19 protein-coding genes are annotated in these 22,142 nt (G+C 52.2%); 17 read left to right on the top strand and 2 right to left on the bottom strand.

Annotated elements, in window-relative coordinates; all coding sequences use genetic code 11:
- Nucleotides 1–191 precede the first annotated feature (191 nt).
- Entirely contained in the window at nt 192–1,691 is a 1,500-nt protein-coding gene (gene ravA / locus KCR01S_RS21120; RefSeq protein WP_061284943.1) for an ATPase RavA, read from the top strand.
- Nucleotides 1,685–3,136: an ATPase RavA stimulator ViaA gene (gene viaA / locus KCR01S_RS21115; protein ID WP_061284942.1), complete on the top strand. Its 1,452-nt coding sequence runs from the start codon at nt 1,685–1,687 to the stop codon at nt 3,134–3,136. The genes ravA and viaA overlap by 7 nt, the downstream gene beginning before the upstream one ends.
- Nucleotides 3,137–3,143: 7 nt before the next feature.
- Here the strand turns inward: viaA and asnA are convergent, their stop codons facing one another.
- Nucleotides 3,144–4,136, bottom strand: a complete 993-nt coding sequence (asnA, locus tag KCR01S_RS21110; RefSeq protein ID WP_061284941.1) for an aspartate--ammonia ligase — start codon at nt 4,134–4,136, stop codon at nt 3,144–3,146.
- A 151-nt stretch (nt 4,137–4,287) separates the two neighbouring features.
- Here asnA and asnC point away from each other — a divergent pair, with 151 nt between their 5' ends.
- From asnC to KCR01S_RS21045, 13 genes are all read left to right on the top strand, one after another.
- The gene (gene asnC, locus KCR01S_RS21105) at nt 4,288–4,746 is read left to right on the top strand and encodes a transcriptional regulator AsnC (protein WP_052284563.1); all 459 of its coding nucleotides are present in this window, start codon (nt 4,288–4,290) and stop codon (nt 4,744–4,746) included.
- 88 nt (nt 4,747–4,834) lie between these two features.
- Complete coding sequence (gene mioC, locus KCR01S_RS21100) at nt 4,835–5,284, top strand: FMN-binding protein MioC (protein WP_061284940.1); 450 nt, start codon at nt 4,835–4,837, stop codon at nt 5,282–5,284.
- Nucleotides 5,285–5,657: 373 nt separating this feature from the next.
- Complete coding sequence (gene mnmG / locus KCR01S_RS21095; RefSeq protein WP_061284939.1) at nt 5,658–7,547, top strand: tRNA uridine-5-carboxymethylaminomethyl(34) synthesis enzyme MnmG; 1,890 nt, start codon at nt 5,658–5,660, stop codon at nt 7,545–7,547.
- Between the two features lie 112 nt (nt 7,548–7,659).
- Entirely contained in the window at nt 7,660–8,283 is a 624-nt protein-coding gene (rsmG, locus tag KCR01S_RS21090) for a 16S rRNA (guanine(527)-N(7))-methyltransferase RsmG (protein WP_061284950.1), read from the top strand.
- Between the two features lie 614 nt (nt 8,284–8,897).
- Nucleotides 8,898–9,278, top strand: a complete 381-nt coding sequence (atpI, locus tag KCR01S_RS21085) for a F0F1 ATP synthase subunit I (protein WP_052284567.1) — start codon at nt 8,898–8,900, stop codon at nt 9,276–9,278.
- A gap of 8 nt (nt 9,279–9,286) precedes the next feature.
- Complete coding sequence (gene atpB, locus KCR01S_RS21080; protein WP_052284568.1) at nt 9,287–10,102, top strand: F0F1 ATP synthase subunit A; 816 nt, start codon at nt 9,287–9,289, stop codon at nt 10,100–10,102.
- A 46-nt stretch (nt 10,103–10,148) separates the two neighbouring features.
- Entirely contained in the window at nt 10,149–10,388 is a 240-nt protein-coding gene (atpE, locus tag KCR01S_RS21075) for a F0F1 ATP synthase subunit C (RefSeq protein WP_000429386.1), read from the top strand.
- Nucleotides 10,389–10,454: 66 nt separating this feature from the next.
- Complete coding sequence (gene atpF / locus KCR01S_RS21070) at nt 10,455–10,925, top strand: F0F1 ATP synthase subunit B (RefSeq protein ID WP_052284569.1); 471 nt, start codon at nt 10,455–10,457, stop codon at nt 10,923–10,925.
- 14 nt (nt 10,926–10,939) lie between these two features.
- A complete protein-coding gene (atpH, locus tag KCR01S_RS21065) occupies nt 10,940–11,473 on the top strand; it encodes a F0F1 ATP synthase subunit delta (RefSeq protein ID WP_052284570.1) in 534 nt (177 codons plus the stop codon).
- Nucleotides 11,474–11,485: 12 nt separating this feature from the next.
- Nucleotides 11,486–13,027 (top strand): F0F1 ATP synthase subunit alpha, encoded by a 1,542-nt coding sequence (gene atpA / locus KCR01S_RS21060; protein WP_061284938.1) that lies wholly within the window; start codon nt 11,486–11,488, stop codon nt 13,025–13,027.
- A gap of 50 nt (nt 13,028–13,077) precedes the next feature.
- Entirely contained in the window at nt 13,078–13,941 is an 864-nt protein-coding gene (atpG, locus tag KCR01S_RS21055) for a F0F1 ATP synthase subunit gamma (protein WP_061284937.1), read from the top strand.
- Between the two features lie 26 nt (nt 13,942–13,967).
- Nucleotides 13,968–15,350 carry a F0F1 ATP synthase subunit beta gene (gene atpD / locus KCR01S_RS21050; protein WP_035893613.1) on the top strand — a complete coding sequence of 461 codons (1,383 nt, stop codon included), beginning with the start codon at nt 13,968–13,970 and terminating at the stop codon, nt 15,348–15,350.
- A 20-nt stretch (nt 15,351–15,370) separates the two neighbouring features.
- Nucleotides 15,371–15,790, top strand: coding sequence for a F0F1 ATP synthase subunit epsilon (locus KCR01S_RS21045; protein ID WP_052284573.1), 420 nt, complete (start codon nt 15,371–15,373; stop codon nt 15,788–15,790).
- 432 nt (nt 15,791–16,222) lie between these two features.
- Here KCR01S_RS21045 and KCR01S_RS21040 read toward each other — a convergent pair whose 3' ends face one another.
- Nucleotides 16,223–18,400: a right-handed parallel beta-helix repeat-containing protein gene (locus KCR01S_RS21040; RefSeq protein WP_061284936.1), complete on the bottom strand. Its 2,178-nt coding sequence runs from the start codon at nt 18,398–18,400 to the stop codon at nt 16,223–16,225.
- A gap of 344 nt (nt 18,401–18,744) precedes the next feature.
- Here KCR01S_RS21040 and glmU point away from each other — a divergent pair, with 344 nt between their 5' ends.
- Both glmU and glmS read left to right on the top strand, forming a co-directional pair.
- The gene (gene glmU, locus KCR01S_RS21035) at nt 18,745–20,115 is read left to right on the top strand and encodes a bifunctional UDP-N-acetylglucosamine diphosphorylase/glucosamine-1-phosphate N-acetyltransferase GlmU (protein WP_061284935.1); all 1,371 of its coding nucleotides are present in this window, start codon (nt 18,745–18,747) and stop codon (nt 20,113–20,115) included.
- 176 nt (nt 20,116–20,291) lie between these two features.
- Complete coding sequence (gene glmS / locus KCR01S_RS21030) at nt 20,292–22,121, top strand: glutamine--fructose-6-phosphate transaminase (isomerizing) (protein WP_061284934.1); 1,830 nt, start codon at nt 20,292–20,294, stop codon at nt 22,119–22,121.
- Nucleotides 22,122–22,142 lie beyond the last annotated feature (21 nt).

The following is a 22,142-nucleotide window of genomic DNA, read 5'->3' as shown; positions in this document are numbered from 1 at the left end:
TGTGTGCCTAGTCCCTTGGCCCACCAAAAGCGCACAGTATGCACGATTAACGTCAAAATCGTACCCCTTAATTGCGTCATCTTAACCTGCCTCAATAAATGGCGAGGTTCTTTCAGGCTATTCACCGCCAGACTTAAGCGTCTATACTCAGCCAGTTAGCTGATTACATGGCGAAAGGACGCAGGTTAATTATGGCCCAACCACACTTATTAGCAGAAAGAATTTCGCGTCTAAGCAGCGCGTTAGAGAAAGGGTTATTTGAGCGTAGCCATGCTATTCGTCTGTGCCTTTTGGCGGCATTGAGCGGTGAAAGCGTCTTCCTACTGGGGCCGCCAGGAATCGCCAAAAGCCTGATTGCCCGCCGTCTGAAGTTCGCCTTTCAGCACGCCCGCGCGTTCGAATATCTGATGACTCGCTTTTCCACGCCGGAAGAGGTCTTTGGCCCGTTGTCGATTCAGGCGTTAAAAGATGAAGGCCGCTACGAGCGCCTGACCGCCGGCTATTTACCGGAAGCCGAAATCGTCTTCCTGGATGAAATCTGGAAAGCGGGCCCGGCTATCCTGAATACGCTGCTTACCGCCATTAACGAGCGTCACTTCCGTAACGGAGCCAGCGTTGACAAGATCCCGATGCGGTTGCTGGTCACCGCGTCGAACGAACTCCCCGAAGCTGAAAGCAGCCTTGAAGCGCTATACGACCGTATGCTGATACGCCTGTGGCTCGACAAAGTGCAGGATAAAGGCAATTTCCGCTCAATGCTGATTAGCCAGCAGGATGAAAACGACAATCCCATCCCAGCCAATCTGCAGATCACCGATGAAGAGTATTTCCAGTGGCAGAAAGATATCGGCAACATCAAGCTACCGGATGCAGTCTTTGAACTGATCTTTACCCTTCGTCAGCAGTTGGATAATCTGCCGAATGCGCCTTATGTCTCCGATCGCCGGTGGAAAAAGGCCATTCGGTTACTGCAAGCCTGTGCCTTTTTCAGCGGTCGAGATGCGATAGCGCCTATCGATCTGATCTTGCTGCAAGAGTGTCTGTGGCATGACGCTGAAAGCCGAAATCTCCTGCAGCAACAGATAGATATTTTGATGACCGGACACGCATGGCAGCAACAAGCCATGCTCAATAAGTTGGGTGCAATCACCCAGCAACGATTACACATCCAGCAGCAGCAAAGTGACAAAACGGCGCTTAAGGTCACGCGCCTGGGCGGAATGTTCAGCCGTAAACCACACTACGAGCTGCCGCCAGAAGTCCAGTCGCCAACGGTCACACTGTTGCTACAAAAACCGCTGAAGCTGCACGATATTGAGGTTATTCATATCACCTTCGAACGTCAGGCTCTGGAAAACTGGCTAGAGAAGGGTGGCGAAATCCGCGGGAAGCTTAACGGCATCGGCTTTGCGCTGACGCTAAATATGGAAGTCGATGCGGCTCAACATCTGGTGGTGCGTGACGTCAGCCTACAGGGCTCCCGTCTGTCGCTGCCGGGCAGCAGCACGCCGGAGAATATGCCGACTGAAATCCGTCAGCAGCTCAGCGCCCTTGATGAAGAGTGGCATCAGCAGCACAACCGTTTTAGCGAACAGCAAAAATGTCTGTTTATAAATGAAGAGTGGTTAGGACGTATTGAAGCAAGCCTGCAGGACGTCGCCGTCCAGATCAAACAGGCGCAGCAATGCTAACCGTTGATACGCTCAACATGATGCTGGCGGTCAGCGAAGAGGGGATGATCGAAGAGATGATCATCGCCCTGCTGGCCTCACCGCAGTTAGCCGTATTCTTTGAAAAATTTCCCCGCTTAAAAAGCGCGCTCACCGAGGATCTTCCCCGCTGGCGTGAAACCTTTAAAAACCGCCTGAAAGGCGCGCCAATACCGCAGGAGCTGGAAGAAGAGGTGATCTGCTATCAGCAGAGCCAACTGCTGTCTACGCCTCAGTTTATCGTCCAACTGCCACAGATCCAGGCGCTGTTGAAGCGGGTACAGTCCCCTTTTACCGAGCAAGCTCAGCAGCTTATCGCCAATAATGCGACCTTTACTCCCGCGCTGCACACGCTCTTTCTTCAACGCTGGCGCTTAAGCCTGGTGGTCCAGGTGACTTCACTTAACCAGCAGCTGCTGGAAGAGGAACGCGAACAGCTGCTCAGCGAAGTGCAGGAGCGGATGACCTTAAGCGGCCAGCTCGAGCCGGTACTGGTGGATAACGACAGCGCGGGTGGGCGGCTATGGGACATGAGCGCCGGGCAGCTTAACCGTGGCGACTATCAACTCATCGTAAAATATGGCGAATTTCTTAGTCAGCAGCCTGAATTGATGCGTCTGGCCGAACAGCTGGGGCGCTCACGCGAGGCGAAGTCAGTGCCGAAGAAAGATGCCCCGATGGAAACGTTCCGTACGCTGGTCAGGGAGCCATCAACCGTGCCTGAACAGGTTGACGGTATTCAGCAAAGCGACGACATTCTGCGACTACTCCCGCCGGAATTGGCGACGCTGGGCATCACCGAGCTGGAGTATGAGTTTTACCGTCGGCTGGTGGAAAAACAGCTGCTGACCTATCGCCTGCACGGCGACGCCTGGCATGAAAAAGTCACCGAGCGCCCGGTCGTGCATCAGGATGAAGATGAACAACCGCGCGGGCCCTTCATCGTCTGCGTAGATACATCCGGTTCAATGGGCGGTTTCAACGAACAGTGTGCCAAAGCCTTCTGCCTTGCGCTGATGCGCGTCGCGCTGGCTGACAATCGCCGCTGCTATATTATGTTGTTTTCCAGTGAAGTGGTGCGCTATGAACTCACCAGCCCACAGGGGCTCGAGCAGGCGATTCGCTTTTTAAGCCAGCGTTTTCGCGGCGGCACCGATATGGCGAGCTGTTTCCGCGCCATTATTGAAAATCTGCAAAACCCGCAGTGGCAGGATGCCGACGCGGTGGTTATTTCAGATTTTATTGCCCAGCGCTTGCCGGATGATGTGGTGAAAAAGGTGGGCGATCTGCAGCACAAGTACCAGCATCGTTTTCATGCCGTGGCCATGTCTGCACATGGCAAACCCGGGATCATGCGCATTTTCGATCATATCTGGCGCTTTGATACCGGGTTAAGAAGCCGCCTGCTGAGGCGCTGGCGGCGTTAAGCGCTGATTACAGCAGAGAAGAGACGCTTTCACGAACCTGTGCTGGCCACACACCGCATTGTACCTGCCCAATGTGGGACAGTTGCAGCAGTAGCATGGTCAGACGCGACTGGCCAATGCCACCGCCGATCGTTTGCGGCATTTCGCCACGCAACAGCGCCTGGTGCCATTCTAACTGCAGGCGATCTTCATCACCGGTCAGTTGAAGCTGATGTTTCAGCGTTTTGGCGTCTACGCGAATGCCCATTGAAGAGAGTTCAAACGCATCTTCCAGCACCGGGTTCCACACCAGGATGTCACCGTTGAGGCCGGCAAAACCGCTGGCTGATGGCGTGCTCCAGTCATCATAATCCGGTGCGCGCACATCATGGCGCTGGCCGTCGGATAACTTGCCACCGATACCGATAAGGAAGACCGCACCCAGCTCTTTGGCAATGGCGCGCTCACGACCTTTTGCATCCAGTCCAGGATAACGGCTGAGCAGCGTTTCGCTGTGAACGAAGTGAATCTGTTCTGGCAGGAACGGTGTCAGACCAAACTCTTTGCTCACAGCGGCTTCGGTTTCTTTAATTCCCGCCCAAATTGCCTTAACGGTGCTTTCGAGCGTACCGACGTGACGTTCTTCATCACCCATAACGCGTTCCCAGTCCCACTGGTCAACGTAAACGGAGTGAATTGCGGTCAGTCTATCTTCATCGGGACGAAGGGCTTTCATGTGCGTGTAGAGCCCTTCGCCCGCGCTGAAGTCGTGTTGCCCCAGGGTTTGACGTTTCCACTTCGCCAGAGAATGCACCACTTCGAACTGGGCATCTGGCAGTGTTTTCACTTTCACCTGAACCGCCTTCTCGCAACCAGACAGGTTGTCCTGCGTCCCGTCCCCCACGCGGCTTAAGATCGGCGCCTGAACTTCTACGAGCCCTAGCTTCTCTTCCAGCTGACGGGAAAAATGGGATTTGACGAAACTAATCTGGCGTTGTTTTGCGATGTATGCGGTTTTCATTATTTTTACTCCTGCGTCCTGTTGACATTGATTAAGCAACAAAACAGGCCACTAATACAATAATCAAACAATAAAAAGCCTCACTCACTTTTGATTCGTCAAAATATAGAGCTAAAATAGAGTCAATCGTTAATCATCATAAGAAAAACCAATGGAAAATTATCAAATCGACAATCTGGATCGCGGCATCCTTGACGCCCTGATGGCCAATGCGCGCACCGCCTATGCCGAATTAGCGAAACAATTCGCCGTCAGTCCCGGCACAATTCACGTTCGCGTCGAAAAAATGAAGCAGGCAGGGATCATCACCGGCGCCCACGTGGATGTCAGCCCTAAACAGTTGGGTTATGACGTGGGCTGTTTTATCGGCATCATTTTAAAAAGCGCCAAAGACTATCCGTCCGCACTCGCTCGCTTAGAAAGTCTGGATGAAGTCACCGAGGCGTACTACACCACCGGCCACTACAGCATCTTTATTAAGGTCATGTGTAAATCGATCGACGCACTACAGCAGGTACTTATCAACAAGATCCAAACAATTGATGAAATTCAATCCACCGAGACGCTGATCGTCCTGCAGAACCCGATCATGCGCACCATCAAGCCATGATCGGCTTTTTTAATCCCACATTTTTCCACAGGTAGATCCCAGCTCGTTCACAGCGTACAATACGCCCTCTTTATATAGGTGGGCGATCATGGCAGATATCACTCTAATCAGTGGCAGCACTCTCGGCAGTGCGGAATACGTAGCAGAGCACCTGGCTGAAAAACTGGAAGACGCCGGTTTTTCCAGCGAAATGCTGCACGGTCCGATGCTGGACGAGCTACCGAGCGAGGGGATCTGGCTGGTGGTCAGCTCAACGCACGGTGCAGGAGACATTCCTGACAACCTGTTGCCTTTATATGAAGCATTACGCGAGCAGAAACCGGATCTTTCCAAGGTGCGCTTTGGTGCAATCGGAATTGGCAGTCGTGAATACGACACGTTCTGTGGTGCCATCGACAAACTGGAGATCGAATTGAAGGCTTGCGGTGCCAAGCAGATTGGCGAAACGCTTAAGATTAATGTGCTCGAACATGAGATTCCTGAAGATCCGGCCGAAATATGGGTGGGATCGTGGCATCTTTTGCTCAGAGATTTGTAAAGATCGCACTTTATTCTGTGGATAACACTGGTTAAAAGCTTGGATCAACCGGTAGTTATCCAAAGAATAACTTCTGCCTGGTTTTTGACCTGTGTATAACCCTTCGTTTTGATCCCAGCTTATACGGAATAGGATCACCGATCATTCACAGTTAACGATCCTTCTTAAACGGTTGATCTTAAAATGCGGATCGGACTTATCCACAGAAGTTGTCGATCCTAATAAGAGATCACAATAGAACAGATCTCTAAATAAAAAGATCTTCTTTTTAATACCCAAGATCCGAACCCTTTCTCCATCGACTAAAGTTGAGTAGAATCCACGGCCCGGGCTTCAATCCATTTTCAAACCGCTTTACGCGAGGCAAACCACCATGTTTTATCAGGATCCTTTTGACGTCATCATCATTGGCGGGGGTCATGCAGGCACTGAGGCCGCAATGGCCGCAGCGCGAATGGGTCAACAAACCCTGCTTTTGACACACAATATCGACACGTTGGGGCAGATGAGCTGCAACCCAGCGATTGGCGGCATTGGGAAAGGACACCTGGTAAAAGAAGTGGATGCTCTTGGCGGCCTGATGGCAACGGCGATCGACCATGCCGGCATCCAGTTTAGGATACTAAACGCCAGCAAAGGCCCAGCCGTTAGGGCCACCCGAGCTCAGGCGGATCGCGTGCTCTATCGCCAGGCGGTGCGCACTGCGCTGGAGAATCAACCGAACCTGATGATCTTCCAGCAGGCGGTTGAAGATCTGATTGTTGAAAACGATCGCGTTGTCGGTGCCGTTACCCAGATGGGACTGAAATTCCGCGCTAAAGCGGTGGTGCTGACCGTTGGGACATTCCTCGACGGTAAAATCCATATTGGTCTGGATAACTACAGCGGTGGCCGTGCCGGCGATCCGCCATCCATTCCGTTGTCCCGCCGTCTGCGTGAACTGCCGCTGCGCGTTAGCCGCCTGAAAACTGGGACGCCGCCGCGTATCGATGCACGTACTATCGATTTCAGCGTGCTAGGCCAGCAAAATAGCGACAACCCGCTGCCGGTCTTCTCGTTCCTGGGCAAAGCGTCTCAGCACCCACGCCAGATGCCGTGCTACGTCACCCACACCAACGAGAAAACCCATGAGGTGATCCGTAATAATCTCGATCGTAGCCCTATGTATGCTGGCGTGATCGAAGGGATCGGCCCACGCTATTGCCCGTCGATCGAAGACAAAGTGATGCGCTTTGCCGACAGGAATCAACATCAGGTCTTCCTCGAGCCGGAAGGACTGACGTCTAACGAAATTTATCCGAATGGTATCTCCACCAGCCTGCCGTTCGATGTGCAGATGCAAATTGTCCGCTCCATGCAGGGGATGGAAAATGCCCGCATCGTACGTCCTGGCTACGCTATTGAGTACGATTTCTTCGATCCGCGTGACCTGAAGCCTACGCTTGAGAGCAAATTTATCCACGGCCTGTTCTTTGCTGGTCAGATCAACGGCACCACCGGTTACGAAGAAGCCGCCGCTCAGGGGATGCTGGCCGGTTTGAACGCCGCGCGCCTGTCCGCCGAGAAAGACGGCTGGGCTCCGCGTCGCGATCAGGCTTACCTTGGTGTACTGGTCGACGATCTTTGCACCCTCGGTACCAAAGAACCGTACCGCATGTTCACCTCGCGCGCGGAATATCGTCTGATGCTGCGTGAAGACAACGCCGATCTGCGTCTGACAGAAATCGGCCGCGAACTGGGTCTGGTGGATGACGTTCGCTGGGCGCGTTTCAACGAGAAGCTGGAAAATATTGAGCGTGAACGTCAGCGTCTGAAATCCACCTGGGTAAACCCATCGGCGGAAACTGCAGCCGAAGTGAACGCTCACCTTAGCGCGCCATTGACCCGCGAAGCCAGCGGTGAAGATTTGCTGCGTCGTCCAGAAATGACCTATGAACAGCTGACAGCGCTAACTCCGTTCACCCCGGCATTAGAAGATGCGCAGGCGGCAGAACAGGTTGAAATTCAGGTAAAATACGAAGGCTATATCGCGCGTCAGCAGGATGAAATTGAGAAGCAGCAGCGCAATGAGAATACCTTGCTGCCAGCAACGCTGGACTATCGACAGGTTAACGGTTTGTCTAACGAGGTGATCGCCAAACTTAACGATCATAAACCGGTTTCCATCGGCCAGGCATCCCGTATCTCCGGGATCACGCCAGCTGCGATTTCTATTCTGCTGGTGTGGCTGAAAAAGCAGGGCTTGCTGCGCCGCAGCGCCTGATAGCGCCGTACATCCGGCATTCCGGTGGAGGTTTATGCGTCTGCCGTATTGATTCATCGGCCCGGTCAGCGTCATGCTACCGGGCATGTTATTTTTAGACAGGGTCATCACCGTGCTTAACAAACTTTCTCGTCTGCTCGATGAAGCAGGAATTTCGCTCACCGATCACCAGAAAAATCAGCTTGTGGCGTACGTGGATATGCTGCACAAGTGGAATAAAGCGTACAACCTGACTTCCGTTCGCGATCCCAACGAAATGCTGATCCGCCACATTCTCGACAGCATCGTGGTTGCGCCTTCGCTAAAAGGCGAGCGCTTTATTGATGTCGGTACCGGTCCTGGATTGCCGGGGATTCCGTTGTCGATTGTCCGTCCTGATGCACACTTCACGCTGCTGGATAGCCTCGGTAAGCGCGTACGTTTCCTGCGTCAGGTTCAGCATGAGCTCAAACTTGAGAACATTACCCCGGTACAAAGCCGCGTTGAAGAGTTCCCGGCCGAGCCGCCATTTGACGGTGTGATTAGCCGTGCATTTGCCTCTCTGACTGACATGGTGAGCTGGTGTCATCATCTGCCAGGCGACGCTGGGCGCTTTTATGCCTTGAAAGGAGTGCTGCCGGAGGATGAAATTGCGCAACTACCCGTCCAGTTTAGCGTGGAGTCGGTCGTTGAACTGCAGGTGCCTCACCTGGAAGGGGAGCGTCATCTGGTGATTATTAAGCCAAATAAAAGTTAATTTTTATCAAAAAAAGTGGACAAAAAGTGCGGTCGCGGGTGTTAACAAACACGCGAAAAAAAATGCCTGCGACCCGATGTGTTTAACTCATACTTAACTTTGTTTTATCTTCCTGGCAACTGAGCTTTTTTTGTTAATGAAGAAAATAGTAAACATGGAAAATATCAGCCTGCTAAAAATCAGCACTTTCGTCAATTTGAGATGTTAATAAGTTATTATAAATGTCAATGAATGGTTTTTGTTCTGTATCGGCGTGTTTTTAAAAGAGTGGGCAATTTTAGTCTTAGATATCAAAACGATGAGAAGTCATCTTTTGCCACATTGAATCATAGGCTTAGCGCTAAAATGTTTAATATGTGATCTCGTGCACGCTTTGTAATCACTGTTTTCGCTGCTTTTGCACTTTTGTACGATCGTTCACACTTTGACAAAAAGTAGAAAAACAGCCCGAATGAAAAATATTTAAATATTTATTCACGTTTTGGCTACTTATTGTTTGAATTAACGAGGCGTCACCGTATAATTTGTCCGCTTTTTGATGCTTGACTCTGAGCTTTAAAGAACGTTTTATACGACACGCGGCATACCTCAAAGGGAGCAGGAGTTAAAACGTGATGTCTATGTCGCTCGTGAGTCGAAACGTTGCTCGTAAGCTTCTGTTCATTCAGCTTCTGGCAGTAATAGCAAGTGGATTGCTGTTCAGCCTAAAAGACCCCTTCTGGGGCATCTCCGCCGCGTGTGGGGGCCTGGCAGTGTTACTGCCTAATATGTTGTTTATGATTTTTGCCTGGCGTCACCAGGCGCATACACCCGCTAAAGGCCGAGTCGCCTGGACGTTCGCCTTCGGTGAAGCGTTCAAGGTGTTAGCGATGCTGGTGTTGCTGATAGTGGCGCTGGCGGTTTTGAAGGCGGTATTCTTGCCGCTGATCGTGACATGGATTTTGGTGCTAGTGGTTCAGATACTGGCACCCGCTGTAATTAACAACAAAGGGTAAAAGGCATCATGGCTTCTGAAAATATGACGCCGCAGGAATACATAGGTCATCACCTGAATAACCTTCAGCTTGATCTGCGTACTTTCTCGCTGGTAGATCCGCATAACCCCCCAGCCACCTTCTGGACGCTCAATATTGACTCCATGTTCTTCTCGGTGGTGCTGGGTCTGTTGTTCCTGCTTACGTTCCGTAGTGTTGCTAAAAGAGCGACCAGCGGCGTGCCAGGTAAATTTCAGACCGCGATTGAGCTGGTAATCGGCTTCGTTCATGGCAGTGTCAAAGACATGTACCATGGCAAGAGCAAGGTTATCGCACCGCTAGCCCTGACTATTTTTGTCTGGGTCTTCCTGATGAACCTGATGGACTTACTGCCTATCGACCTGCTGCCGTATATTGCTGAGCATATACTGGGCCTGCCGGCGCTGCGCGTGGTGCCATCTGCGGACGTAAACATTACCCTGTCAATGGCGCTGGGCGTGTTTATCCTGATTCTGTTCTACAGCATCAAAATGAAAGGCATCGGTGGCTTCACGAAAGAGTTGACGCTGCAGCCGTTCAATCACTGGGCATTTATTCCTGTCAACTTAATCCTTGAAGGGGTAAGCCTGCTGTCCAAACCAGTATCTCTGGGTCTGCGACTGTTCGGCAACATGTATGCCGGTGAGCTGATTTTCATTCTGATTGCTGGTCTGTTGCCGTGGTGGTCACAGTGGATTCTGAATGTGCCATGGGCCATTTTCCACATCCTGATCATTACGCTGCAAGCCTTCATCTTCATGGTTCTGACGATCGTCTATCTGTCGATGGCGTCTGAAGAGCATTAATTTACCAACACTACTACGTTTTAACTGAAACAAACTGGAGACTGTCATGGAAAACCTGAATATGGATCTGCTGTACATGGCTGCCGCTGTGATGATGGGTCTGGCGGCAATCGGTGCTGCGATCGGTATCGGCATCCTCGGGGGCAAATTCCTGGAAGGCGCAGCGCGTCAACCGGATCTGATTCCTCTGCTGCGTACTCAGTTCTTTATCGTTATGGGTCTGGTGGATGCTATCCCTATGATCGCTGTAGGTCTGGGTCTGTACGTGATGTTCGCTGTCGCGTAGTAAGCGTTGCTTTGAATTAAGTAAGAGCAATATCAGAACGTTAACTAGATAAAGAGGCATTGTGCTGTGAATCTTAACGCAACAATCCTCGGCCAGGCCATCGCGTTTGTCCTCTTCGTTCTGTTCTGCATGAAATACGTATGGCCGCCATTAATGGCAGCCATCGAAAAACGTCAAAAAGAAATTGCTGACGGTCTTTCTTCTGCAGAACGAGCTAAAAAGGATTTGGACCTTGCACAGGCCAATGCGACCGACCAGCTGAAAAAAGCAAAAGCGGAAGCCCAGGTAATCATCGAGCAGGCGAACAAACGTCGCTCCCAGATTCTGGACGAAGTGAAAGCTGAAGCAGAACAGGAACGTACTAAAATCGTGGCACAGGCTCAGGCAGAAATCGACGCCGAGCGTAAACGTGCTCGCGAAGAACTGCGTAAGCAAGTTGCTATCCTGGCTGTTGCTGGCGCCGAGAAGATCATCGAACGTTCCGTGGATGAAGCTGCTAACAGCGACATCGTGGATAAACTTGTCGCTGAACTGTAAGGAGGGAGGGGCTGATGTCTGAATTTATTACGGTAGCTCGCCCCTACGCCAAAGCAGCTTTTGACTTTGCCGTCGAACACCAAAGCGTACAACGCTGGCAGGATATGCTGGCGTTTGCTGCCGAAGTGACGAAGAACGAACAAATGGCAGAGCTTCTGTCTGGCGCGATGGCGCCAGAAACGCTCGCTAAGTCGTTTATCGCTGTGTGTGGTGAGCAACTGGACGAAAACGGTCAGAACCTGATGAAGGTAATGGCTGAAAATGGTCGTCTTAAGGTGCTCCCGGATGTTCTCGAGCAGTTCATTCACCTGCGTGCAGCGAGTGAGGCTACCTCTGAGGTAGAAATCACTTCCGCTACCGCACTGAGTGAAGAACAGCTTGCGAAGATCGCCGCCGCGATGGAAAAGCGTCTGTCACGCAAAGTTAAGCTGAATTGCAAAATCGATAAGTCTGTAATGGCAGGTATTATCATCCGAGCGGGTGATATGGTCATTGATGGTAGCGTACGCGGCCGTCTTGATCGCCTTGCAGACGTCTTGCAGTCTTAAGGGGACTGGAGCATGCAACTGAATTCCACCGAAATCAGCGAACTGATCAAGCAGCGCATTGCTCAGTTCAGTGTTGTGAGTGAAGCTCACAACGAAGGTACTATTGTTTCTGTAAGTGACGGTGTTATCCGCATCCACGGCCTGGCCGATTGTATGCAGGGTGAAATGATTTCCCTGCCGGGTAACCGTTACGCTATCGCACTGAACCTGGAGCGCGACTCCGTTGGTGCAGTTGTGATGGGTCCGTACGCTGACCTTGCCGAAGGCATGACTGTTAAGTGTACGGGTCGTATCCTGGAAGTTCCAGTTGGCCGTGGCCTGCTGGGCCGTGTGGTTAACACCCTGGGTGCACCAATCGATGGTAAAGGCGCGCTGGACAACGACGGCTTCTCTGCCGTTGAAGCTATCGCACCTGGCGTAATCGAACGTCAGTCCGTTGATCAGCCAGTGCAGACTGGTTATAAGTCCGTTGATGCCATGATCCCAATCGGTCGTGGTCAGCGTGAACTGATCATCGGTGACCGTCAGACCGGTAAAACCGCGCTGGCAATCGATGCGATCATCAACCAACGTGATTCCGGCATCAAGTGCGTATACGTGGCTATCGGCCAGAAAGCGTCCACCATTTCTAACGTGGTACGTAAACTGGAAGAACACGGCGCGCTGGCTAACACCATCGTTGTTGTGGCTACTGCGTCTGAATCCGCTGCACTGCAATACCTGGCGCCATATGCTGGTTGCGCAATGGGCGAATACTTCCGCGACCGCGGCGAAGATGCGCTGATCATTTATGATGACCTGTCTAAACAGGCTGTTGCTTACCGTCAGATTTCCCTGCTGCTGCGTCGTCCACCAGGACGTGAAGCATTCCCGGGCGACGTATTCTATCTGCACTCCCGTCTGCTGGAACGTGCTGCGCGTGTTAACGCCGAATACGTTGAAGCCTTCACCAAAGGTGAAGTGAAAGGGAAAACCGGTTCTCTGACCGCTCTGCCGATTATCGAAACCCAAGCGGGTGACGTTTCTGCGTTCGTTCCGACCAACGTAATTTCCATTACCGATGGTCAGATCTTCCTGGAAACCAACCTGTTTAACGCCGGTATTCGTCCTGCGGTTAACCCGGGTATCTCCGTATCCCGTGTTGGTGGTGCAGCGCAGACCAAGATCATGAAAAAACTGTCCGGTGGTATCCGTACCGCTCTGGCACAGTATCGTGAACTGGCAGCGTTCTCCCAGTTTGCATCTGACCTTGATGATGCAACCCGTAAGCAGCTGGACCACGGTCAGAAAGTAACTGAACTGCTGAAACAGAAACAGTATGCGCCGATGTCTGTCGCGCAGCAGTCTCTGGTTCTGTACGCAGCAGAACGTGGTTATCTGGCGGATGTTGAACTGGCGAAAATCGGTAGCTTCGAAGCCGCTCTGCTGGCTTACGTCGACCGTGATCACGCTCCGTTGATGCAAGAGATCAACCAGTCCGGTGGCTATAACGACGAAATCGAAGGCAAGCTGAAAGGCATCCTCGATTCCTTCAAAGCAACCCAGTCCTGGTAAAGTCTAGCGGCCTGTCTTAGGGCAGGCCGTAAGGCATTGAGGAGAAGCTCATGGCCGGCGCAAAAGAGATACGTAGTAAGATCGCAAGCGTCCAGAACACGCAAAAGATCACTAAAGCGATGGAGATGGTCGCCGCTTCCAAAATGCGTAAATCGCAGGATCGCATGGCGGCCAGCCGTCCTTATGCAGATACCATGCGCAAAGTGATTGGTCACCTTGCGAACGGTAATCTGGAATATAAGCACCCATACCTGGAAGAACGCGACGTTAAACGCGTGGGCTACCTGGTGGTGTCTACCGACCGTGGTCTGTGCGGTGGCTTGAACATTAACCTGTTCAAGAAACTGCTGGCGGATATGAAGACATGGTCCGAAAAAGGCGTTCAGTGCGACCTCGCAATGATCGGCTCGAAAGGTGTGTCCTTCTTTAATTCCGTAGGTGGCAACATTGTCGCTCAGGTTACCGGTATGGGCGATAAACCCGCTCTGTCCGAACTGATCGGTCCGGTAAAAGTGATGTTGCAGGCCTACGATGAAGGTCGTCTGGACAAGCTTTATATTGTCAGCAACAAATTTATTAACACCATGTCTCAGACGCCAACCATTACCCAACTGCTGCCGCTGCCGGCATCAGATGATGATGAGTTGAAGCGTAAATCCTGGGATTACCTGTATGAGCCAGACCCGAAAGCGCTGCTGGATACCCTGCTGCGCCGTTACGTCGAGTCTCAGGTTTATCAGGGCGTGGTAGAAAACCTGGCCAGCGAGCAGGCCGCACGTATGGTGGCGATGAAAGCCGCGACCGACAATGGCGGCAGCCTGATTAAAGAGCTGCAGTTGGTATACAACAAAGCTCGTCAGGCCAGCATTACTCAGGAACTCACCGAGATCGTCGGTGGTGCATCCGCGGTATAACCAGGTTAATTCGTAGAGGATTCAAGATGGCTACTGGAAAAATTGTCCAGGTAATCGGCGCCGTAGTTGACGTCGAATTCCCTCAGGATGCCGTACCGCGTGTGTACGAAGCCCTTGAGGTTCAGAATGGTAATGAAGTGCTGGTGCTGGAAGTTCAGCAGCAGCTCGGCGGCGGTATCGTACGTACCATCGCTATGGGTTCTTCCGACGGTCTGCGTCGTGGTCTGGATGTAAAAGACCTCGAGCACCCGATCGAAGTCCCGGTAGGTAAAGCAACACTGGGTCGTATCATGAACGTACTGGGCCAACCGGTAGACATGAAAGGCGACATCGGTGAAGAAGAACGTTGGGCTATCCACCGTGCAGCACCTTCCTACGAAGAGCTGTCAAGCTCTCAGGAACTGCTGGAAACCGGCATCAAAGTTATCGACCTGATGTGTCCGTTTGCGAAGGGCGGTAAAGTTGGTCTGTTCGGTGGTGCGGGTGTAGGTAAAACCGTAAACATGATGGAGCTTATTCGTAACATCGCGATTGAGCACTCCGGTTATTCTGTGTTTGCGGGCGTAGGTGAACGTACTCGTGAGGGTAACGACTTCTACCACGAAATGACCGACTCCAACGTTATCGATAAAGTTTCCCTGGTTTACGGCCAGATGAACGAGCCACCAGGAAACCGTCTGCGCGTTGCGCTGACTGGTCTGACTATGGCTGAGAAGTTCCGTGACGAAGGTCGCGACGTACTGCTGTTCGTCGATAACATCTATCGTTACACCCTGGCCGGTACAGAAGTATCTGCACTGCTGGGTCGTATGCCTTCAGCGGTAGGTTACCAGCCGACTCTGGCGGAAGAGATGGGCGTTCTGCAGGAACGTATCACCTCCACCAAAACCGGTTCTATCACCTCCGTACAGGCGGTATACGTACCTGCGGATGACTTGACTGACCCATCCCCAGCCACCACCTTTGCTCACTTAGATGCAACCGTGGTACTGAGCCGTCAGATTGCTTCTCTGGGTATCTACCCAGCCGTTGACCCGCTGGACTCCACCAGCCGTCAGCTGGATCCGCTGGTTGTTGGTCAGGAACACTACGACACCGCTCGTGGCGTTCAGTCCATCCTGCAGCGTTATCAGGAACTGAAAGACATCATCGCCATCCTGGGTATGGATGAGCTGTCTGAAGAAGATAAACTGGTGGTAGCACGCGCTCGTAAAATTCAGCGCTTCCTGTCCCAGCCGTTCTTCGTGGCAGAAGTATTTACCGGTTCCCCGGGCAAATACGTCTCCCTGAAAGACACCATCCGTGGCTTTAAAGGCATTATGGACGGCGAATACGATCACCTGCCAGAGCAGGCGTTCTACATGGTCGGTTCCATTGACGAAGCAGTGGAAAAAGCCAAAAAACTTTAACGCCTTAATCGGAGGGTGATATGGCAATGACTTACCACCTGGACGTCGTCAGCGCAGAGCAACAAATGTTCTCTGGTCTGGTCGAGAAAATCCAGGTAACGGGTAGCGAAGGTGAACTGGGTATTTTCCCGGGTCACGCACCGCTGCTCACCGCCATTAAGCCTGGTATGATCCGCATCGTTAAACAGTTCGGTCATGAAGAGTTTATCTATCTGTCCGGCGGCATTCTTGAAGTGCAGCCTGGTAGCACGACCGTTCTGGCTGATACAGCAATTCGCGGCCAGGATCTCGACGAAGCGCGAGCCCTGGAAGCGAAACGCAAAGCTGAAGAGCATATTAAAAGCTCTCACGGCGACGTGGATTACGCTCAGGCGTCTGCGGAACTGGCCAAAGCGATCGCTAAACTGCGCGTTATCGAGTTGACCAAGAAAGCGATGTAACACCGGCTTGAAAGTCAAAAAGCCAGTCTGGTTTCCAGGCTGGCTTTTTTTATGTTTTGTTTTAATAAATTTGAAATTGAAAAGGTATTTTAAATATTTTGTGATTAGCGTCACAAAACTGTTGATCGATAAAAATGAGAAGAGTAGACTTTGTTTTGTGAGTTGAGTCACAGAAATTACCACTACTATCGCAGGATAAAAATCATGAAACTGATCAACAAAATCATCGCTCTTTTCAGCTCTATGAACATTTCTTTCGGTACCTTCAACCTGTAAGGTTACCGCGCTGACCGCCCACTTGCCGGTCAGACTCAGTTCTGTGATGCGCTGTACCGCTAACGAAAACCACAACACATGCGGTGTAAACGGAACGCTAAAATGAAGAAGGTCGCCTCACGGCGACCTGTGTATTTTGGGGCTTATAACGCGCTATCAGTTTTTGGTCAGGAAGTTTCCGGTTTTAAAACTTCCATCCGCGTTGCGCTCCAGCGGCTGCGGTAGCGTCAGTGACTGGAAATCCTCCGCACGCAGCTCTTTTCCTTCCTTGTTCACGCTTTTTCCATCTTCAATAAAGTAGTTGGTAGCGTCGATGTTACCCACTACCGCATCATCGTATTTCCCCGGCTGACTGCGCAGCGAAATGTTATCGCTGAATACGCCTTGCGTGGCGGCATCACCATAAGGGCTTGGGCGGAAAATAAAGTTAAAGCGCTGATTATCCACGGCGACGTTATTCACCACCACCAGCTTGCCCGGGTTGAAGTTGTCGGTAAAGCCATCGAGGTGGTTACCCACCGCGATGCTGTTGCGGATCTCATGAGCCACAGGCTGCCCTTCGCCGCCGAGTTTGAAGCCGTTGCTGGTGTTATTGCGTGCGATAGAGTTTTCAATCACCACCACGCCATTGGCCCCGTCTTCAATCTTATTGAACAGGTCAAAGCCATCGTCGATATTATCGTGGGAGTAGCAGCCTTCAAGACGGTTACCTTCCCCTACGCGCATCTTCACGGCAAACCCATCGGCGTTGATCTTTCCCGGATCTTCATTGCTATAGGATTCGGAATTCACCACGCGGTTATGGCTTGCCCACAGCGGGCGGCCGATCTTATCCACAGATGAGATCTGAATACCGGTGTCGTCGTTACGATAGGCTACGACGTTCTCAACCAGATTGTGGCTGCCCTGAATACGCAGGCTCTTATCGGTTATCTCAATACCACGGAGTGTCCAGTAGTTGCCATCCAGCAGCATCCCGTGGATAACGGCCTTACCCTGAGCTTCCAGTGTTTTACGGTTGTTCTGCAGGCCGCTTGCAGAAAGCGGGATATCGGTTTTTGGATAGTCACCGGCGGCGAGCATAATTTTGCCGCCCGGTGGCAGCAGCTCGATAGCAGTGCTCAGATCCAGCGGTGACTCCGCTGTACCTTTCGCATCGGTTTTCCCGTTGGCCGCCGCATACAGAGTACTGCCGGTGACGTTTTTCACCTGACTTACCGCCAGATTCTGCTCCACCGGCGCGCGTTCTTTACCGCTGGTGGGGGTAAAGATTATCTGGAAACTATTGTTTTCTTTGAGCGTTGCCGGCTGGGTGAACATTTCCCCGGCTTTTACCGGTTTATTTTCCCCGATCACCACTTCATTCTGACGCACGGTGAACTGACCGTCATAGTTAGCGCGTGCCTGCAGCGTATAGTTTTGGCTCAGGCTTTTGCTACCTGATGCTACCTGCATGACCACTGGCCAGGACTTAGCGACAAATGGGCTTGAAGGGACAGTCTTCGCTTCGGATGTCGTCAGGGAGGCATTACTAACGGTGATTTTGGCATTTCGTGAGGCAAAGAAGCCGACGTAATACTGTTTTTTATCCTGTACGGAGATGAGGTCAGCGTGCGGTACCTGCTGAGTAACCCACTCCTCGCTGCCCGCGGGAGCCCAGGCAGTCACAAAGCCCTCATTGGTACGTTCAAGCTTCAGACGGAAAGTCGGCGACTGGTGGAGATCAACGTTTTCCTTGTAGCTGACTTTCTTGATCTCAGAACCGGTATTGCCCCACGGCTGAATGATTCCATTACGTGAAATCGCCTGTAACTTCACGCGATAATTATCTTTTTTATCCTGAGTCATTATGGCGTTCATCACCATATTTGACGCCGCGGGAAACTCTTCATAGCCTTCTTTCAGCGGTTCCTGACGCGGGATGCCGATAATATCGCGCACCAGCAGTCCAGCCCCTTCCTGGGCGGCCGGTTTGGCGCCATTTTCCGGGCCAAACTGATCAACGGTGACCGTTGCGGCCAGCACAAAATTCTTGTCGGTTGGCAGCGTGGTGTAGAAGAAAGTCAGGCCGTCGTGCGAATTGGCAATTTTCCCACCGCGACTTTCAACGGTGATGGGTTTACTGAGATCGGCAACCTGCTGTGATGTCAGGGTTTTACCATCAATCGTCACGTTATTGACGCCCACTTTCTCCGCCAGCACGTTGGAGGAGAAGTTGACGTCGGTGGACTGCCCGAAGGCGATGGCTTTCCATTGCTCAGGCGTATTAGCCTGCGCCTGGAGGGAGAGTGCTGCGCTACACAGAGTGAGGGCCAGAGGTATCTTGTTGTTCATATTATCTTCCTGAATGGTTGATTGGCGTAATTATCACCAAATCAAAACGGTGTTTCTTTTTTGTTCGTCACAATAATGAGTAAATAAAACGCCGTTTTAATTTGAAGTGGCCTTTATTCAGGTAGCAAAAAAACAGCATAAGCAGCGAGATAGCGCGAAAACTGGCGTCTGGTCTTATTTCTTACAAGACAAATGGATTTGATATGGACGAAAATAAGGGGAGAAAAACAGGGCCACCGAGAATGTTGGACGTTTTAGCAGCAGGCCATTTCATGCTGAAAAATATGTAGAATTTTCAACCTTAACCCGGTTTACTTCATACTTAATCTACAGACAGGATACCTATGTCTAACCGTACCATGAGCGTTGTGATCCTTGCCGCTGGCAAAGGCACGCGTATGTATTCCGATCTCCCTAAAGTGCTGCATACCCTCGCGGGTAAACCGATGGTGCAGCATGTCATTGATGCCGCTAAACATGTTGGCGCAACCCAGGTACATCTGGTGTACGGTCACGGCGGTGATTTACTTAAGCAGACCTTAACCGAAGACAACCTGAACTGGGTTCTGCAAGCCGAACAGCTTGGCACTGGCCATGCGATGCAGCAAGCAGCGCCGTTCTTTGCTGATGACGAAGATATTCTGATGCTGTACGGCGATGTCCCGCTGATCTCCGTTGAGACGTTAAAACGTCTGCGTGATGCGAAGCCACAGGGCGGTATTGGTCTACTGACGGTAGTGCTGGACGATCCGAGCGGCTATGGTCGTATCACCCGCGAAAATGGCAAAGTCACCGGCATTGTTGAGCACAAAGATGCGAGCGAAGAACAGCGTCTGATCCCGGAAATTAACACCGGCATCCTGATTGCCAACGGCGCCGACATGAAGCGTTGGCTGGCGAAGCTTGATAACAACAATGCGCAGGGCGAATTCTATATCACCGATATCATTGCCATGGCGTACCAGGAAGGGCATGAAATTGCCGCTGTACATCCTGAGCGCTTGAGCGAAGTGGAAGGGGTCAATAACCGTCTGCAGCTGGCGCGCCTGGAGCGCGTTTACCAGTCAGAACAGGCTGAAAAGCTGCTGCTGGCAGGGGTTATGCTGCGCGATCCGGCGCGTTTTGATCTCCGCGGCACGCTTTCCCACGGGCGTGATGTTGAGATTGATACTAACGTTATCCTTGAAGGCAACGTCATTCTGGGCCATCGCGTCAAAATTGGCGCGGGCTGCGTGATTAAAAACAGCACCATTGGCGACGATTGTGAAATCAGCCCATACAGCGTGGTGGAAGATGCGACGCTGCAGGCCGCCTGCACTATCGGGCCGTTTGCCCGTCTGCGCCCAGGCGCGGAACTGCTGGAAGGTGCGCACGTTGGTAACTTCGTTGAGATGAAAAAAGCGCGTCTGGGTAAAGGCTCGAAAGCCGGTCATTTGACCTATCTGGGCGACGCGGAGATCGGCGATAACGTCAATATCGGTGCGGGTACCATTACCTGTAACTACGACGGCGCCAACAAGTTTAAAACCATTATTGGCGACGACGTGTTTGTGGGTTCTGACTCGCAGCTGGTGGCGCCGGTCACCATCGGCAAAGGCGTCACCATTGCCGCGGGGACGACGGTCACGCGTAACGTCGCGGATAATGAGCTGGTATTAAGCCGCGTGCCGCAGGTCCATAAACAGGGCTGGCAGCGTCCGGTGAAGAAAAAGTAACACTTTTGCCGGGTAGCGCTTTGCTTCTCCGGCAATCAATGGATGAGGAGATAACATAATCTCCCGTCCGCAAAGCAGTACCTATAAAAATAACCCCACTCTCTACAAGGCTCGGGGCGCCCGGTATACGGGCAACAGGTTGACCGACAACGCGTAAAAATCGGAACTTAAAAACTATGTGTGGAATTGTTGGCGCAGTCGCGCAACGTGATGTAGCTGAAATCCTTCTCGAAGGTCTTCGTCGTCTGGAATACCGTGGCTATGACTCTGCGGGTCTGGCGGTGGTTGATGCAGAAGGACATATGACCCGCGTGCGTCGTCTGGGGAAAGTCCAGATGCTGGCACAGGCGGTCGAGGAGCACCCGCTGTCTGGGGGAACCGGTATTGCCCACACCCGCTGGGCGACCCACGGTGAACCGTCAGAAAGTAACGCGCATCCGCATGTTTCTGATCACATTGTGGTGGTGCATAACGGCATCATCGAAAACCACGAACCGCTGCGCGAAATGCTGCAGGCGCGCGGTTATGTCTTTGTCTCCGCGACCGATACCGAAGTGATTGCTCACTTAGTGCACTGGGAGCTGGAGCAGGGCGGTACGCTACGCGAAGCCGTTCTGCGCGCGATTCCTCAACTACGCGGTGCATACGGTACAGTCATCATGGACTCTCGCGATCCAGGCACGCTGCTGGCTGCCCGTTCCGGTAGCCCGCTGGTTATTGGCCTTGGCATGGGTGAGAACTTTATCGCTTCAGACCAGCTCGCGCTGCTGCCGGTAACCCGTCGCTTTATCTTCCTTGAAGAAGGGGATATTGCTGAAGTGACTCGCCGCACGGTTGAGATTTTTGATAAAACCGGTGCCGAAGTGAAGCGTCAGGAGATTGAGTCCAATCTGCAGTATGACGCGGGCGATAAAGGCATCTATCGCCACTACATGCAAAAAGAGATCTATGAGCAGCCGAACGCGATTAAAAACACCCTCATTGGGCGTATTAACCACGGTGCGGTGGATTTAAGTGAGCTGGGGCCACAGGCCGATGCGCTGCTCTCTCAAGTTGAACATATTCAGATCATCGCCTGTGGGACTTCCTATAACTCTGGCATGGTCGCTCGCTACTGGTTTGAATCACTGGCCGGTATGCCGTGTGATGTCGAGATTGCTTCGGAATTCCGTTATCGCAAATCCGCCGTGCGGCCAAACAGCCTGGTGATTACCCTGTCGCAATCCGGTGAAACCGCCGATACGCTGGCTGGATTACGTCTGACGAAAGAGCTGGGGTATCTGGGATCGCTGGCAGTGTGCAACGTGGCCGGCTCGTCACTGGTGCGCGAATCAGATCTGGCGATCATGACCAAAGCGGGCGCGGAAATTGGCGTGGCTTCCACCAAAGCCTTTACCACTCAGTTGACGGTATTGCTGCTGCTGGTGGCGAAAATGGCGCGCCTGAAAGGCGCGGATGCCAGCGTTGAGCAAGATATCGTTCACGCGCTGCAGGCACTGCCGAGCCGCATTGAGCAGGTTCTGTCGGAAGATAAGCGTATTGAAGCGCTGGCGGAGGATTTCTCCGACAAGCATCATGCGCTGTTCCTTGGCCGTGGCGATCAGTACCCTATCGCGCTGGAAGGCGCGCTGAAGCTGAAAGAGATCTCCTACATTCACGCAGAAGCCTACGCGGCGGGCGAGCTGAAGCACGGCCCGTTGGCGCTGATTGACGCGGATATGCCGGTGATTGTGGTAGCGCCGAATAACGAACTGCTGGAAAAATTGAAATCCAACATTGAGGAAGTTCGCGCCCGCGGCGGTGAGCTGTATGTGTTTGCCGATAGAGATGCTGCCTTTACCAACAGCGACAACATGCACATCATTGAGATGCCGCATGTCGAAGAGGTTATTGCGCCAATCTTCTATACCGTCCCGCTACAGCTGCTGTCTTATCACGTGGCGCTTATCAAAGGCACCGACGTTGACCAGCCGCGTAACCTGGCAAAATCCGTGACCGTCGAATAATCACGTTTAACGATCTCACCA

Origin of the sequence: Kluyvera cryocrescens NBRC 102467 (assembly GCF_001571285.1) — a bacterium.
GTDB classification, from domain to species: Bacteria; Pseudomonadota; Gammaproteobacteria; order Enterobacterales; family Enterobacteriaceae; genus Kluyvera; species Kluyvera cryocrescens.
The sequence above is the reverse complement of the archived record's forward strand: the minus strand, read 5'-3'. Positions and strand labels throughout refer to the sequence as shown.

Coding starts and splice junctions, on each gene's coding strand:
- ravA (WP_061284943.1), top strand. CDS start 192: ATGGCCCAACCACACTTATTAGCAGAAAGAATTTCGCGTCTAAGCAGC.
- viaA (WP_061284942.1), top strand. CDS start 1,685: ATGCTAACCGTTGATACGCTCAACATGATGCTGGCGGTCAGCGAAGAG.
- asnA (WP_061284941.1), bottom strand. CDS start 4,136: ATGAAAACCGCATACATCGCAAAACAACGCCAGATTAGTTTCGTCAAA.
- asnC (WP_052284563.1), top strand. CDS start 4,288: ATGGAAAATTATCAAATCGACAATCTGGATCGCGGCATCCTTGACGCC.
- mioC (WP_061284940.1), top strand. CDS start 4,835: ATGGCAGATATCACTCTAATCAGTGGCAGCACTCTCGGCAGTGCGGAA.
- mnmG (WP_061284939.1), top strand. CDS start 5,658: ATGTTTTATCAGGATCCTTTTGACGTCATCATCATTGGCGGGGGTCAT.
- atpI (WP_052284567.1), top strand. CDS start 8,898: ATGTCTATGTCGCTCGTGAGTCGAAACGTTGCTCGTAAGCTTCTGTTC.
- atpB (WP_052284568.1), top strand. CDS start 9,287: ATGGCTTCTGAAAATATGACGCCGCAGGAATACATAGGTCATCACCTG.
- atpE (WP_000429386.1), top strand. CDS start 10,149: ATGGAAAACCTGAATATGGATCTGCTGTACATGGCTGCCGCTGTGATG.
- atpH (WP_052284570.1), top strand. CDS start 10,940: ATGTCTGAATTTATTACGGTAGCTCGCCCCTACGCCAAAGCAGCTTTT.
- atpA (WP_061284938.1), top strand. CDS start 11,486: ATGCAACTGAATTCCACCGAAATCAGCGAACTGATCAAGCAGCGCATT.
- atpG (WP_061284937.1), top strand. CDS start 13,078: ATGGCCGGCGCAAAAGAGATACGTAGTAAGATCGCAAGCGTCCAGAAC.
- atpD (WP_035893613.1), top strand. CDS start 13,968: ATGGCTACTGGAAAAATTGTCCAGGTAATCGGCGCCGTAGTTGACGTC.
- KCR01S_RS21045 (WP_052284573.1), top strand. CDS start 15,371: ATGGCAATGACTTACCACCTGGACGTCGTCAGCGCAGAGCAACAAATG.
- KCR01S_RS21040 (WP_061284936.1), bottom strand. CDS start 18,400: ATGAACAACAAGATACCTCTGGCCCTCACTCTGTGTAGCGCAGCACTC.
- glmU (WP_061284935.1), top strand. CDS start 18,745: ATGTCTAACCGTACCATGAGCGTTGTGATCCTTGCCGCTGGCAAAGGC.
- glmS (WP_061284934.1), top strand. CDS start 20,292: ATGTGTGGAATTGTTGGCGCAGTCGCGCAACGTGATGTAGCTGAAATC.